Source organism: Paraburkholderia sp. EG286B (genome assembly GCF_040965655.1).
Taxonomy (GTDB): Bacteria; Pseudomonadota; Gammaproteobacteria; order Burkholderiales; family Burkholderiaceae; genus Paraburkholderia.
Map to the genome: position 1 here is coordinate 1 of NZ_JBFRCF010000018.1, position 14,533 is coordinate 14,533.

The 14,533-nt window shown below is 62.0% G+C and carries 13 protein-coding genes; 9 read left to right on the forward strand and 4 right to left on the reverse strand.

All coding sequences use genetic code 11. From position 1 onward, the window contains the following. Positions 1-332 precede the first annotated feature (332 nt). Positions 333-1,949: a hypothetical protein gene (locus AB4Y42_RS31265; protein WP_368696325.1), complete on the forward strand. Its 1,617-nt coding sequence runs from the start codon at positions 333-335 to the stop codon at positions 1,947-1,949. Positions 1,950-2,072: 123 nt separating this feature from the next. Here the strand turns inward: AB4Y42_RS31265 and AB4Y42_RS31270 are convergent, their stop codons facing one another. Beyond that, complete coding sequence (locus tag AB4Y42_RS31270; RefSeq protein WP_368696326.1) at positions 2,073-2,693, reverse strand: FMN-dependent NADH-azoreductase; 621 nt, start codon at positions 2,691-2,693, stop codon at positions 2,073-2,075. 109 nt (positions 2,694-2,802) lie between these two features. On the opposite strand from AB4Y42_RS31270, the gene AB4Y42_RS31275 reads away from it, so the two are divergent. Further along, positions 2,803-3,237 carry a winged helix-turn-helix transcriptional regulator gene (locus tag AB4Y42_RS31275; RefSeq protein WP_368686912.1) on the forward strand — a complete coding sequence of 145 codons (435 nt, stop codon included), beginning with the start codon at positions 2,803-2,805 and terminating at the stop codon, positions 3,235-3,237. A gap of 13 nt (positions 3,238-3,250) precedes the next feature. Here AB4Y42_RS31275 and AB4Y42_RS31280 read toward each other — a convergent pair whose 3' ends face one another. Continuing rightward, entirely contained in the window at positions 3,251-3,649 is a 399-nt protein-coding gene (locus AB4Y42_RS31280) for a nuclear transport factor 2 family protein (protein ID WP_368687113.1), read from the reverse strand. An 81-nt stretch (positions 3,650-3,730) separates the two neighbouring features. Here AB4Y42_RS31280 and AB4Y42_RS31285 point away from each other — a divergent pair, with 81 nt between their 5' ends. Next, positions 3,731-4,690, forward strand: a complete 960-nt coding sequence (locus tag AB4Y42_RS31285) for a LysR substrate-binding domain-containing protein (RefSeq protein ID WP_368696327.1) — start codon at positions 3,731-3,733, stop codon at positions 4,688-4,690. Between the two features lie 37 nt (positions 4,691-4,727). Here the strand turns inward: AB4Y42_RS31285 and AB4Y42_RS31290 are convergent, their stop codons facing one another. Beyond that, complete coding sequence (locus tag AB4Y42_RS31290) at positions 4,728-6,434, reverse strand: phage integrase family protein (RefSeq protein WP_368696328.1); 1,707 nt, start codon at positions 6,432-6,434, stop codon at positions 4,728-4,730. A 329-nt stretch (positions 6,435-6,763) separates the two neighbouring features. Between AB4Y42_RS31290 and AB4Y42_RS31295 the strand changes: the two genes are divergently transcribed. Continuing rightward, positions 6,764-7,948 carry a porin gene (locus AB4Y42_RS31295; protein ID WP_368696329.1) on the forward strand — a complete coding sequence of 395 codons (1,185 nt, stop codon included), beginning with the start codon at positions 6,764-6,766 and terminating at the stop codon, positions 7,946-7,948. A gap of 16 nt (positions 7,949-7,964) precedes the next feature. On the opposite strand, the gene AB4Y42_RS31300 is transcribed toward AB4Y42_RS31295, so the two are convergent. Beyond that, positions 7,965-9,008, reverse strand: coding sequence for a LacI family DNA-binding transcriptional regulator (locus AB4Y42_RS31300; protein WP_368696330.1), 1,044 nt, complete (start codon positions 9,006-9,008; stop codon positions 7,965-7,967). Positions 9,009-9,424: 416 nt separating this feature from the next. On the opposite strand from AB4Y42_RS31300, the gene AB4Y42_RS31305 reads away from it, so the two are divergent. The 5 genes from AB4Y42_RS31305 to AB4Y42_RS31325 all read left to right on the forward strand — a co-directional run bounded on the left by AB4Y42_RS31305 (position 9,425) and on the right by AB4Y42_RS31325 (position 14,521). Further along, positions 9,425-10,339: a LysR family transcriptional regulator gene (locus AB4Y42_RS31305; protein ID WP_368686907.1), complete on the forward strand. Its 915-nt coding sequence runs from the start codon at positions 9,425-9,427 to the stop codon at positions 10,337-10,339. Between the two features lie 142 nt (positions 10,340-10,481). Then, positions 10,482-11,405, forward strand: coding sequence for an intradiol ring-cleavage dioxygenase (locus AB4Y42_RS31310; protein WP_368696331.1), 924 nt, complete (start codon positions 10,482-10,484; stop codon positions 11,403-11,405). Positions 11,406-11,483: 78 nt separating this feature from the next. Further along, the gene (locus tag AB4Y42_RS31315) at positions 11,484-12,365 is read left to right on the forward strand and encodes a sugar phosphate isomerase/epimerase family protein (protein ID WP_368696332.1); all 882 of its coding nucleotides are present in this window, start codon (positions 11,484-11,486) and stop codon (positions 12,363-12,365) included. 50 nt (positions 12,366-12,415) lie between these two features. Beyond that, positions 12,416-13,408 (forward strand): inositol 2-dehydrogenase, encoded by a 993-nt coding sequence (gene iolG / locus AB4Y42_RS31320; RefSeq protein WP_368696333.1) that lies wholly within the window; start codon positions 12,416-12,418, stop codon positions 13,406-13,408. Between the two features lie 24 nt (positions 13,409-13,432). After that, on the forward strand, positions 13,433-14,521 hold the full coding sequence (locus AB4Y42_RS31325) for a Gfo/Idh/MocA family protein (protein WP_368686903.1): 1,089 nt from the start codon (positions 13,433-13,435) through the stop codon (positions 14,519-14,521). The last annotated feature ends 12 nt before the right edge of the window (positions 14,522-14,533 follow it).

Below are 14,533 nucleotides of genomic sequence, written 5' to 3' on the forward strand. Positions count from 1 at the left end.
CAGAGCTTCACACCGAGCTGTTACCGGCTCGGCATGTCCGGGTAGGGAACGGTTGATGGAACAACCGGTTTCATCAGGTCATACCTTCTCCAGTGAAACAGAAACTCAAGCGACTTTCAGGTCGCACGTGGACATCCAAACCGACATACACCGTGCTATCGTGTCCCATGCTGGCCTCCGTGGTGGAAATCGCCGGGTGTCGCCCTCGTGCACACCATGCGGCTCTGGCAGCAATGTTAACCCGCGTCTGATTTTTCACGGCGGGCCAGCCAGCACCTCACGGAAAGTCATACTGCCTAAACCGATTTCTTCATAATATTGGGAGTCTGTACATGCAAATAATTTTCCTGCGGCCCGCGATTGCCCTCACCCTGATCGCCGCCGGCGTGGCTACACAAGCGGCCCATGCAAGCCAGTTCCAGCCCGGCAACCTGGTTGTCAGCCGCGGTGTTTACGACAATCTGTCGAGCAACGTGCAACCCGGCACCGTGCTGCCGCCGAATTGCTCGAGCACGCAAGGCGGCTGCGCGGCAGCAACCGGCGCGACGAACGACGGTACCTTTCCGTATGTGTTCAACAACGCGATCTATGACTCGAGCTTCGGCCTCACTGCACGAGCCTTCCTTGACCAGATCACGCCGGACGGCCGACTCGTCAACACGCTCGAGGTACCGAACAGCATGAATCCGGGCCAGGGTGGCGACCAGATGGTGACGAGCTTCTCGTCGAAATCGGAAATGGCGCTGAACCTGTCGACGGACGGCAAGTACCTGACGTTCATGGGCTACGTCGCCCCGGTCAACGCGATCGATGTGTCCAACTCGAACACGCCGGGTGCGATCGATCCGACCAACCCGGTCGGCGAGAACGTCTATCGGGCCGTGGCGCGTGTCGATGAAAACGGCCAGTTCAAGTTCACGGAAACCAACGCGTACAGCGGGAATAATGGCCGTGCCGCGATCCTCAACGACAGCAACGGCCAGAACATCATCTACACGGCCGGCAACGCAGGCAACGGCGGGAACCCGCAGCCCAACGGCATCGTGCTCGGCGCCGGCGCGCAGGTGATGGACGGATCGAGCCAGCACGAAGCGCAGCAAACGCCGGGCACGCCGACGCCCATCGGCAGCTTTTCCGTTACCGAACTCGGTGACAAGGCCGACAAGATCGGCAAGGACGACAACTTCCGCGGCCTGACGATCTACAACAACGTGCTGTACTACACGAAGGGCAGCGGCGGCAACGGCGTCAACACCGTGTACTTCCTCGATACGACGGGTACCGCATGCCCGAACGGCGTGGGCGTGCCGGCGCCGAATGCGAAACTGCCGACCCAACCGCTCACGTATAACGCCGCCACGCTGCAGGCCAATGGCCTGCCGAGCAACATGTGCGTGCTTCGCGGCTTCCCGACGACGTCGAACAAGACGACGAATCCGACGCACTTCCCCTTCGGCCTGTGGTTCGCTGATGCGAATACGCTGTATGTAGCAGACGAAGGCGACGGCTACGCGGGCGGCTCCGATCTGTACACGCATGCAGCCGCACAGCAGCTCGCCGGCTTGCAGAAGTGGGTGTACAACGCGACGACGCAGACCTGGACGCTGGCGTACACGTTGCAGAACGGCTTGGACCTCGGCAAATCGTACACGGTGAACGGCTATCCGACCGGGGCGAACCAGGCAACCAGTCTGCCGTGGGCGCCGGCAACCGACGGCCTGCGCAACCTGACGGGCCAGGTCGAGGGTGACGGTACCGTGATGTTGTGGGCGATCACGTCGACAGTCAGCGGAAGCGGCGACCAGGGCGCGGATCCGAACAAGCTGGTGGCGATCCGCGATTTGCTGAAGAACACGACCGCTCCAGGCACTCGGGAACAATTCGTCACGGTGCGTAGCGCAGGATTTGCAGAAGTATTGCGCGGCGTTTCGTTCACGCCGACGCACTGAAGCCGGCATCGGGCGCGTGTCGGCCCTGGCTTGAAGGGAGGGCGGCCCGGAACTTCCGGGCCGCCCTGCGGGCGACATAGGTGGGCGCCAGAAGAGCGCGATCGTCTTTGTGTCGCAACGGAATCAAACAGCCTCTGTCAGCAGCGATTGCACTGCCGTCTCGGCGTTGGCGATGGCCGTTTTCGCCGCTTCCGGTCCATAAGCGACGCCTTCCACGCGTAGATGCTCGACGTCGGTCAGCCCGATGAAGCCCAGAAGGTGCTTCAGGTAGCCTGACTGGTAGTCCAGCGGCGCGTAGGGACCATCCGAGAAAACGCCACCGGCTGCAGTGAACAAATAGACCTTCTTACCCGTCAGCAGGCCTGCTACGCCGCTGCTGTCGTACTTGAAGGTCACGCCAGGCCAGGTCACGTAATCGAACCATGCTTTGAGTTGCGTGGGCGGTCCGAAATTGATCATGCCCGAGCCGATCACGACGGTGTCGGCGGCGGCCAGCTCGCCAATAAGGGCTTCTGCTACGCCGACTGCCTCTGCCTGCGCCGGACTCCGTGCATCTGGCGCAAGCGTGCGACCGACGACGTAGGATTCGTCGATATGGGCCAGCGGATCGGCATAGAGATCGCGAGTGCTCAGTGTGCTGCCTGGGCGCTGCTCGCGGAGTCTTTGGGCGAACTCACTGGCGATTCTCGTCGACAGGCTGTCGGCACCGCGAGGGCTCGAAGTGAGCAGCAGGATGTGGCTCATGTTGGCTCCATGGTATATAACAGGAACTAGGTAACGATCTGGTTGTTGATTACCTAACCATACGCAGGATGGTATTGTTCCTGTCCTGGCTCCACAAGAAGGCACATGCATGTCACTGAGTCACACTGATCTCCCCAGGGAGATGCCCGAACCCGACGCCGGTGGCTGTAAGGCCACCCGTGAACTCCTCGATCGGATCGGCGACAAATGGAGCCTCTACATCATCGCCACGCTGGCCAGCGAGCCGCGGCGCTTCAATGAACTGAAGCGGAAAATCGACGGCATCTCGCAACGTATGCTGACGCTGACGTTACGCGGGCTTGAACGCGACGGGCTGGTGACCCGCACGATGTATGCGACGATTCCGCCGCGTGTCGATTACGCACTGACCGAAATGGGGCGCACGTTGCTGGAGCCGGTGGTGGCGCTGGTCAACTGGGCGAACAACAACGAGTCGGCCATTGCTGAAGCGCATCGACGCTTCGACGAGGAACCCGAACCGGATCGCTTTTCACCGCAGGGCGTTGTTTACCAGCGACGCTGACTCGACGGCCGGCCTACGCGTATTTGTCGCCTACCGTGTTGCGAATGGGATGCGTGTCGTAGACGATGGTCATCTTCTCGATGCGGCCGCTTTCGTCGAATTCGAATACATCGACACACTCGAATTTCACCGCGGAGCCGTCTTTCAGCCCCCAGTCGTAGACGAAATAACCGGTCGCACGTCGCGCTCCCGTTGTGCTGACGCAGATGTCAATGGGGCTGATCCGGCTTGCTCCCGACGCGGCATTCACCTTTGCAAAGAAAGGCGCGGGGTGCATCCAGCCGAGAAAGGGCGAAAATATCTGGGCGTCCGGCGTGAACAACGCACAGATTGCAGCGACGTCGCCGCGCTCCAGTTCGCTCAGGTAGGTGCGAATCTGCCGCGTGTATAGTGCTTCCAGTGATGAACCCACATTCTTTCTCCGAGCGTATGTTGACAGGTCTGCCCGCACGAAGGAACGCGGGTCTGACGCAGCCACGATAGCGACGCAGCGATGACCGAACAATCGAATAATTCGCAACCCGGGTATGCGGATCGTGCATATCCCCTGGCTGAACTTACGTGCGCGTTACCGCCACTGGCTGCATACCAGGCATTCGTCGCCGCGGCAGAACTTGGCAGCATCAGCAAGGCCGCTAACCATCTATGTCGAACGCAGGGAGCAGTAAGCCGGCAGGTCCAGCAACTGGAAGACCACTATCGGTGTGCGCTGTTCGTGCGCCATGCGTCAGGGCTGACGCTGACAGCCGAGGGAAACGCTCTGCTGACAGTGGCGATCAACCTGCTTACGCAACTGGCTCGACACGCAGACGTTCTCTCTCGATCCGCGGCGGTTCTCACCCTGCGGCTGCCGTCCACGTTTGCGATTCGCTGGTTGCTGCCGCGACTGTCCGCGATCAATCTCGCGCTGCCCCGGACAGAATTGCGCATCTATACATCGGCAGACGATACGCCGGACTTCACTACGCCCGATGTCGACGCCATGGTCGTGCGGGGAGCCGGACATTGGGCGGGCATGGACGCGCTACCGTTGTTTCAGGAGCGCCTGACGCCGATGTGCACGAGCGAACTGGCCGCATCGCTGAAATCCGTAGCGGATCTTGCGCGGGTCAGATTGCTCCATCCGGGACGCGGTCACGGAGAGTGGCGATGCTGGCTCGATCATGTTGGCGCGACCGGGATCGACACCAATGACGGACTCGTCCTTGATACCCTCGAATTAACGCTCACCGCAGCGGAGCAGGGGCACGGCGTCGCAATCGGCGACCCTCGGATGGCGCAGGAGCGCCTCGAGACGGGGGCACTCGTCATGCCGTTCAGCGAGGTTGCGCGAAATGGCCTGGGCTATTTCCTCGTCTATCCCTCGCAACGCGCCGCACAAACCAGGATTCGCGCACTTGCTGACGTCTTGACCCGGCTCGCGCAAGAAGACCCGACGACGCCGGCCCAATAAGCGGCTGCCAGGTCGCTTGCTCCTGCTGAACGTGGATTCATTTCGCTTTGCCAAACGCATCCGCGATCTGCCGCGCGCGCTTGACCTCGTCGCTGTGCAGATAGATCGAGGTGGTCGAAACAGAAGCGTGCCGCAAGTTGTCGCGCACCGTGGTCAGCTCCGCGCCGCGCCCGAGCGCGTGCGTGGCGTGTGTGTGGCGCATCCAGTGCGGACTCGCGCGGCGCAGCTTTTCCGCAAGCGGCGCGTGATCGGCCTCGATGGCTTTGGCGGCCAGCAGGAAGAAGCGCCGCAGCACCCCCCACAAACGCACGCTGCTGATCGCGGCGTCGCTGTCGGCCTCGAGACTGCCGATGACCGGAGTCGCCGGATTCCAGCGCACGGACACGACAGGCAAGTCGCGTTCGGCCAGATAGTGCGCGAGCGCCTCCCACGCGAGCGGCGGCAAGGCGACGCGCGCGAGCTTCTTTCCCTTGCCCGTCACGCGCAGCCAATGATCGCCGCGTGCGTCCGTCTCGACGTGCCCGAGCGTGGCCCCGACCAGTTCGCTCGCGCGCAGGCCGGTCGCATAGCCGAAATCCAGCAGGAAGCGCAGCCGTTGGGCCGCTGGCGCTGACCAGCCGTACGACCACTCCAGTCCGTCGGCGATCGTGCGCACGAGCGCCCATTCCCCTTCGCTGAACGCGTGCGAGGTGTCGAGCGCCTGCGCGCCGCTCGCGCCGCGCACTTTCACGCCGGAAAACGGATTGGCGAGCACGTAGCGCTGCTCGATGAGCCAACGGAACAGCGCGCCGAGGATCGACAACGCATGCGCGACCGAGCGCGCCGCGAGGCTGCCGTTGAACGGCCGCCAGTCCGGCGAGGTGCGCGCCCGCACGGGGCCGACCCAACGGCCGCGCGGGGAGGGATGGCGCAGGAACGCGCGGTAGGCAATGGCGTCCTCGGTCGAGAGCGACGAGAGCGCGCGGCCACGCTCGACGATCGCCCAGAGGATCAGGCGTTCGGCTTCCTTCCGGTAGGTACGCTGGGTGGCGGGCGATTCGTGCAGAGCGAGCCAGGTCTGGATGGCTTCATAGTCGTTCGACGCGTCCAGCGTGCAGGTCGCGCGCGGCGCACGGAACGTGCCCTCGGAGCCGTCGACTTCGTGCGGCAGCTTCAGGGACTCCCACGGTGCGATGTCGCCGCGCTGGCTCGCGGCGATGAGCGCTCGCGCCTTTTCCGTGAGTGCCGGCCAGGCCGCAAAGAACGCCTCGATCGCGCGGGCGCTCGCCATCCCGAGGCCCGGCACCGCTTTCCACCACTGGCGGCGGCGCGGGATACGCACGGTCAGGTCGGCGAGCGTGGTGACGCCGTGCGCGTACAGCACCCGCACGGCACGCGGCGCAAACCACTGTGCGATGTCGTCGGCGATCTGGGGTTCGGGAGGGCGGGCGGTGCGCAGGCTGTCGATTGCCTGCGCGACGGCCTTGGCGTGCCGCTCGCGTTCCTCCACCGGGTGCTCGAACAACGCCACCAGATCGTCGCGATGCGCCGCGCGCGCGAGGGCGACGAGCCTGCGCCGGATGCGCCCGAGCACGCCACGCGCCGACTTCCCGTCGCCGAGCGCCGAGGGGAGATAACGCTCGACGGCGGGCCGCACGGCGAGGCCTGCATACCACGCGCGCAGCATGGCGAGTTCGTCGGCGTCGGGGAACCCGGCCGGTTCGGCGGAAGCGGGGGCTGGAAGGGGGGCGTGACGCGTTTTCATGTAACGAAGTTTAGCGTAGAAATAAGTAGCTAGTGATAAGAAGGATTATCTTTATGGCGGCCATCTACGCCTCGCAATCCTGACTCGCCCTGTGCGCCTGATCTCGCTATCCCGCATTTTCCCGATTTCCGGGAAATAGATTTCTCTTCTGGCTCTGTCTCACAGCGCGCGTCGAATCTAAACTCTGCCAAAAATTGATTTCGGATGCGGCCAAGCCACCGACCTCGGACGCATCGCGTCGTATTTTCATTGTCCGCGTAAGGGTTTGGCATCCGGTCCATCGATGCTGTAAATCACTGAAATTAATTCAGGAAAACTAAGGAGACGAGATGAAAAAAGCATTGTTGGGGATGGCGGCGGCTACGGCAGCGGTATCGGCAAGCGCGCAAAGCAGTGTGACGCTGTACGGGATTGTCGACAATGGACTCGTGTACGAGACCGGCCTGCCGAACGGGAACAAATTCGGTGCGCAGAGCGGGGGGTGGGCACAGTCGCGCTTCGGGCTGAAGGGGGCCGAGGATCTTGGCGGCGGGACGAGGGCGATCTTCCAGCTGGAGTCGCGTCTGAATACGCAAAACGGCAGCTTTGCGAACGGTAGCTTCTTCGAGGGACAGGCGACAGTGGGTATGCAGAACGACACATGGGGGCAGGTGAAGCTCGGCAACATGGGCTCGGCCGAACTGAGCCAGTACTCAGGCGACGTCGACCCGCAGCAGACCAAGAAGTATTCGATCGGCACGCTGGTTCGCGGGCGGATTTTTTCTCAGGCGGCCAACGGCGTCGAGTATCTGTCGCCGAAGCTTGCGGGTTTCATTCTTCAAGGCCAGTACGACCTGACCAATTCGCCGAAGTGGAATGAAGGCAACCCCGGTAGCGCGCCGGGCCAACTGGGAACGTCGACGGGCCTGGGCAGTGCGCAGGGCCGTTCGGATGCGATCAAGCTTTCGTACCAGCGAGGTGGGTTGTTCTGGCAGGCAACGTACGACGAAGTCCGCGATCCCAACGGGCAGTTCAGCAACGTGTACCTGACCTCGCGCTCGATACTTACCGGCGCGACGTACGCGTTCGGCCCAGTCGTGGCGTATATCGGCTACCAGCATCTCAGTGCGCCCGATGCATCGAACGAAGGCTATTTCGGCACGGCCACGCCGACGGCACTTCCGGCCGGGACGTCATTGCCGACCGCCGTCAACCACGAATGGATTGGTGCAATCTGGAACAGCACGCCGGCGCTGGCGATTTCGGGAGCGGTGTACCACGCAAACGCCAACCATGGAAATGGCAACGCTACGCTGTTCACGCTGGGTGCCAATTACTCGCTGTCGAAACGCACGCTGCTCTATACCGAACTCGGCTACGTGCGCAACAGCTCGACGTCGAACCTGGGACTCAATGGCGGCCTCTATGGCGCCAATACCAACTTCGACCCAGTGAGCAGCGCCGCATCGACCACCAATCCGAACTATGGGAAGAGTCAGTTCGGCGTGATTGCCGGCCTCGCCACCCAGTTCTAGCGGGCGGACTCATCGTCTATCGTCGGAATCGCGCTGCGATGTGGGCAGGGATATTTTCGGGCGTGACAACGACGACCGACGACGACTGCGAGACTGCCGTTGCCGGCAACATTTTGTGGAAGTGCATGATGTGCTGGCAAGCGGAGCGCATGTCTTGCCGGAGTTCGTGATGCAGAATTGCCTGGATCTTGCCTTCGCGCAGCAACTCGACGTTATCCCGGTCGATGTCGTGACCGATAAAGCACTTCGGTGCAATCCCTAGCGCCTCGAGAGCCCGCAGAATGGCACGATTTCCGCCGCCCATCGAGTAGACCGCCACAACGTCGGATTGCCCCTTAAGTGCAGCCTTGACCAGATTTTCCGTTGGCGCGTCGAGGCCGTGGCCACCGCTGGCATCGATCAACGACAGTTTGGGATGATGGATTCGCAGCGCACGGCGAAAGCTGATTTCGCGTTCCTCTTCGCCTCTGAAGCGCTCGTCGCTCATGGTGATCAATACGTTACCGGACCGGGTGCCAAGCCATTGGACGAGAAGGTAGGCGGCGGTGGCGCCGGCGACCCGATTATCGAGGCCAGCGTATGCAATGCGGCCGGAAAGAGGAATATCGGTGAACGTCGTGACGACAGGAATACCGGATCGTTTGAGGTCGGCAATGGTGTCCGAGATTTCCGGTACATCGCGTGCCTTCAGGAAAACGCCGTGGCTACCTCGATGAGCAATGGAACGAAGCGCCTCCACGACCTCGGCCGTGGTCATCGTCTCCTGCATAAGAAAGCGCGGACGGAAAATCGCGGGATGCAGCGTCGGTATCTCTGCCTCCAGCGCTTCCTTGATTTCATCGGCGAAACGGTTGGGGGCTTCGACGACCACGTCGACGATCAGTTTTCGTCCGGCGGGGAGCGAATAGAGTTCCTGTTTCTCGAGTTCCTTGATGGCTTGTTCTACACGCTTTTTTGTTTGCTCGCGGACGCTGCCGCGATTGTTGACGACGCGGTCAACGGTGGCGACGCCGACGCCGGCCTGCAGGGCTATTTCCTTGATGAGAAATCGGTGGGTCACGACAGATGTCTCATGAATGATGTTTTTTCGATGCCTTCCGGATATTGCGATGCATCGTCAGCGCACTTTGATAGCGCGGATTCCACTGCGCCGTCGCGGTTAGCGCTCCGCGAATGGGCAAGGCGTGCGTCGTGGCATCGATCGTCGGCCTGGCCAGAAAATCTCGCTACGAATGAAGCAGATACTGGCCGACCGTTGCATAGGATAGCGCCAACTGGCCTCTATAACCCCCGATTTTTTCGCTCGGGTTATCCCTGATTTTGATGGATTTCTGATGGTTTTTTGCTGCATCACGGATAGCTTGCTTGCCCTATCCTTTGGTCACGAATGGCGCACGCGAGGCAGCCGTCCGGCAACCGGAGTTCGCGCGCATGAAACCGCGCTGAACACTCGAGCCTCCTGGATGGTGTGGGAAGATGGACCAGTTTAAGGAAGTCCAGTTGTTCGTCGAGGTCGCCGAGACCGGCAGTATCAGCCGGGCGGCGGAGGCGGTCGAGCTGTCGATATCTGCCGCGAGCCGGTATCTCATTTCGCTCGAGGCTCGCCTCGGCGTGCAACTCGTGCGACGGACGACGCGCAACCTCTTCCTCACGGAAGCGGGCGCCGAGTTTCATCGACGCTGCAAATCGATCCTTGCGGACCTTGGCGAAGCCGAACTGGTCGTCAAGGACGCGACGGCTCGCCCGAGCGGCCTGTTGAGGGTGACGGCGTCGCTGTCGTTTTGCATGCTGCATATCGCACCGATGCTGCCGGAATTCACGGCGCGTTATCCGGACATCACGGTCGACGTGGTCGCGGCGAATCGCTACTACGACATTATCGAAAACGGCATCGACGTCGCGATTCGAACCAAGGTTCTCGAGCCCGATAGCAACATCACGGTGCGTCGCCTCGCTGCGACACGTCGGGTTCTCGCCGCCGCGCCCGATTACCTTGCAGCGAACGGCTCGCCGCGCTTTCCTGCCGAACTCGGCAAGCACAAGGTGCTGAACTACGGCCTCGCCGACAATCCCCGCGACCTCGCGTTTCAACGCGACGGCGAGTGCGTCTGCGTGAAAGTGAAACCGTTGCTTGAATCCAATGACGGCCAGATATTGAGGGTTGCCGCGCTCGACGGCATGGGCATACTCGTCCAGCCCAAATACATCATTTACGACGACATCAAAGCGGGCCGCCTCCTGCCGGTTCTCGACGACTGGGATCTGCCTCGTCTCACGATGAACATCGCTTTCCAGACGCGTTCGCACATGCCCGTGAAGGTTCGGCTGTTCATTGAGGCGCTTGCAGAGCGCTTCAGGAAGAACGAATTCGAGCGGCTATGGACAGAGTAACCATGGCTCCTCGTCGGCTCGTGCGTAGCAACGCAGTTTCCCGCGAGACGCGAAAGAGATTCCCTTTTCAGCTCTGTTTTGCCGCCAATAGCGAAGATAGACTTCCTTCAAAGCAGTAGAGAAACACTGAAGGAGACATTCCATGCAAGAGGCAACAGCCACCGTTTCGCACTCCCGTTCTGCGTACTTCGACGAGGCACAGTCTGCGGATATCGTGAACGGACGTATGGGGCAGGGCATCGATCCTCGTCTCGAGCAAGTCATGTCCGTGCTGGTCAAGCATCTTCACGCCGCGGTGAAGGAAATCGAACCGACGCACGAAGAATGGTTCGCCGCGGTTCGCTTTCTCACCGAGACCGGCCAGATATGCAATGCGTGGCGGCAGGAGTACATTCTGCTGTCCGATATTCTCGGCGTTTCGATGCTGGTCGATGCCATCAACCATCGCCGCCCGACCGGCGCGACGCCGAATACGATTCTCGGCCCGTTCTATGTGGCGAACGCACCGGAGTACGAGAATGGCGCGAACATCTGCCTCGACGGCAAGGGCGAGCCGCTCGTCGTTGCCGGGCGTGTGACCGATCTTGCCGGCAAGCCGATTGCGGATGCGAAGCTCGAAGTCTGGCAGACGAACGACGACGGCTTCTACGATGTCCAGCAAAAGGGCATCCAGCCCGACTCGAATCTGCGCGGCGTGTTCACTTCGGATCACGACGGCGGCTACTCGTTCAAGTCGGTCAAGCCGCGCCACTATCCGATTCCTTCCGATGGCCCCGTCGGCAAGCTCCTCGGCGCGATGGGACGCCACCCGAACCGGGCAGCCCATCTGCATTTCATCGTGACCGCGCCCGGCTACGAGCCTGTCATCACCCACATCTTCACGCCGGATTGCCCGTATCTCCCTGAAGACGCGGTGTTCGGCGTCAAGAGCGAACTCATCGCCGATTTCAGGAAGGTCGAAGACCGGGAAACCGCACAGCGGGTTGGGCTCGAAGCCCCGTTCTGGTCGGTGACGTGGGACTTCGCTCTCGCACCTGCCACGAAGCCCGCACACGTTATTGCGTAATGCCTGTTCACGACCGCGCGGCACGCATCGAGGCGCGCCGATGAACACCTCAACTACCTGAGTGACTGGACACTGGAAATGAGCACGAAAACCAAAGAGCTGCTGGCCGCCTACTGGACGCTGGCTGGCGATGTCTACCCCGGCGCCCCGACGGAAGTCAGTCCGTACCCGCTGCGCGATCGCGCGGAAGCTGCGTCGCGCGCGGGTTGGCGCGGCATGGGTCTCATCCTCGACGACCTCGAGTACAGCGTCGAGCAAAACGGGATCTCGGGCGCGAGGAAGATTCTCGACGATACAGGCATGAAGTACTTCGAGCTTGAAATCCTGATGGACTGGTATCTCGATGGCGAAGCGCGTGTCAAGTCGGACCATTTCCGTCGCCGTGTCATCGAACTGGGCGCCGAGCTAGGCATGCGTAACCTGAAAGTCGGTGCCAATCCTTTCGACGAAACCCCGGCCAATTTTCCGCGCATGACGGAAGCGTTCGCGAAGTTGTGCGAAGACGTGGCGACGGTCGGTGCGACTGTCGCGATCGAGTTCATGCCTTTCTCAGTCATCCGAAATATTGGCGATGCATTGAAGATCGCTGAAGGCGCCAATCAGCCTAATGGCGGGTTGATGGTCGATCACTGGCACGTTGCCCGTTTCGGCAGCCCCTATGGCGAGGTCGCCCAAATTCCGGCGCGCTTCATCAAGGGCGTGGAGCTGGACGATGTCGCCGCGCAGATTCAAGGGACGCTGCTGGACGACTCGACCTTCAACCGCAAGCTGTGCGGTGAAGGGGCCGCCGACTGCCGCGCGTTTGTCGAGGCGCTCGAGCAAGCCGGTTGCGACCTGCCGTACTACGGCGTCGAACTGATTTCGGAGCCGTTCCGCAAGCTGCCGCTCGATCAGATGGCAAAGCGCGCTTACGACACCACCATCGCCCAGTTTTCGACCACGGCGGGCGCTTCGGCCTGACGCGACCATCACGCAACCATCGCTCAAACCCGACATCTCTGGAGACAAACATGATTCGTATCGCTGTTCTCGGCGCGGGCCGGATTGGCCGCATTCACGCAGGCAACGCAGCCGCGATTCCGAACGCGAGGCTCGTCGTCGTCGCCGACCCGGTGGCGGCAGCGGCCAACTCGCTCGCTGAACGCCTGGGCTGCGAAGCGTCGACCGACTGCATGGCCGTTCTGCAACGCAGCGATGTCGACGCCGTGGTGATCGGCACGCCGACCGATACCCACATCACGTTCATGCTGGAAGCCGTGGCGCGCGGCAAGGCTGTGCTCTGCGAAAAGCCCATCGATCTCGACATGGAGAAGTCGCTGGCCGCGGCCCGCGAAGTCGAGCGTCTGCGTGGACGTGTGATGCTCGCCTTCAACCGCCGCTTCGATCCGACCTCCCAGGCGTTCCGCAAGGCGATCGACGCCGGCGAGGTGGGCGAAGTCCGCCAGGTCGTCATTTCGAGCCGCGACCCTGGTATGCCCCCACGCGACTACGTCGAGCATTCGGGCGGCATTTTCCGCGACATGGTGATTCACGACCTCGACATGGCCCGCTGGCTGCTCGGCGAGGAGCCGGTGGAAGTGATGGCGCTGGCGAGCCGCCTCGTTGACACGTCGCTCGCCGAACTGGGCGACTTCGACACCGTCATGGTGCAGCTGCGTACGGCGTCCGGCAAGCAATGCCATATCAACTGCTGCCGCGAAGCCGTCTACGGGTACGACCAGCGCATGGAAGTGTCGGGCTCGAGAGGCATGCTCCTGCAGGAAAACCTGCGTCCTTCGACCATCCGCCGCTGGACCAGGGAAGCGACCGACGTGCGCGAGCCGCTGCTCAACTTCTTCCTTGAACGCTACGTTGAGGCTTACAAAGGCGAGTTGCAGGCGTTCGTCGACGCGCTGAACAACGACACGCCGCTGCCGACCTCGGTCGACGACGGCCTCAAGGCACTGCGTCTCGCCGAATGCGCACTCGAGTCCGCGACGTCCGGTAAAGCGGTCAAGGTCTAACGATACAGCTGGAGGAGATCTGTCATGACGCGAAACATTCGCCCTGGAGAAACGGTAGGCGTTGCCTGCCTCGGTATCACGCACCCGCACACGTCCGGGCGCGTCAAGGCGATTCAACGTCGAAGCGATGCGAAGATGCTCGGCGCCTGGGACACCAGCCCGTTGCTGAAGCCGTTCGTCGACGCGCTCGGACTCGAGGCTCGCACAAAAGAGGACATTCTGGCCGACGAGAATGTGCACGTGGTCTTCGTGCACTCGAAAAGCGACAAGATGGCCGATCTCGCCATCGAGGCGCTCGAAGCCGGCAAGGCCGTGCTGTGCGAGAAGCCCGCAGGACGCAGTTCGGAAGACGCGCGGCGTATCGTGCAGGCCGTCGAACGCACGGGCGGGCTCTTTCAGGTGGGCTACTGCTGGCGCTTTGCGCCATCGGTCGACGTCATGCAGGCAGCCCTGAAAAGCGGGCGCCTCGGCAAGGTCGTCCAGGTGCGCGCGCACGGCGGCTGCTCGCACGATGAAGCCGGCACCGCGCACATGACGCAGCCCGGCGATATCGGCGGCGCCGTGTTCGTGATCGGCTGCCACCTGGTGGACCGCATCCTGCTCCACTTCGGCACGCCCCGGTCGGTCAACGCGCGTATCACGAAGTTCCCGAATTTCCACGGCGACGAGTCGCGCGAAGATGCCGCTGGCGCGGTGCTCAACTACGAAGACAAGATCGTGACCATCGACTTCATGTCGTGGGACGTGCTGCCGTGGACGGAGAGCTGGGACATCACGGCATACGGCACCGAAGGGATCATGTCTTCGCGCTCGCTGCCGGCAAGCTACAAGATCTACGACGCAGGCAAGGGCGCGTACCCGGAAGGCTGGACCGAGTGGCAGGAAACGAGCTTCCCCGAAATCTGGGCCACGAAGAAGACCGAGTACTCGCCGGACATTGCGGAAATCGGCAACCCGGTGTACTTCGACCGGGAATCGAACGCTTTCTTCGGGGCGCTGCGCAACGGAACCCCATCGGTCGTTCCCGCTGCACAGGCCTACAACATCAGCCGTGTCATCGAGGCCATGTTCGCCTCCTCGAAACAGGCTGGGGCAGAAGTGTTTATCGAGTAAGGCGAGACTGGC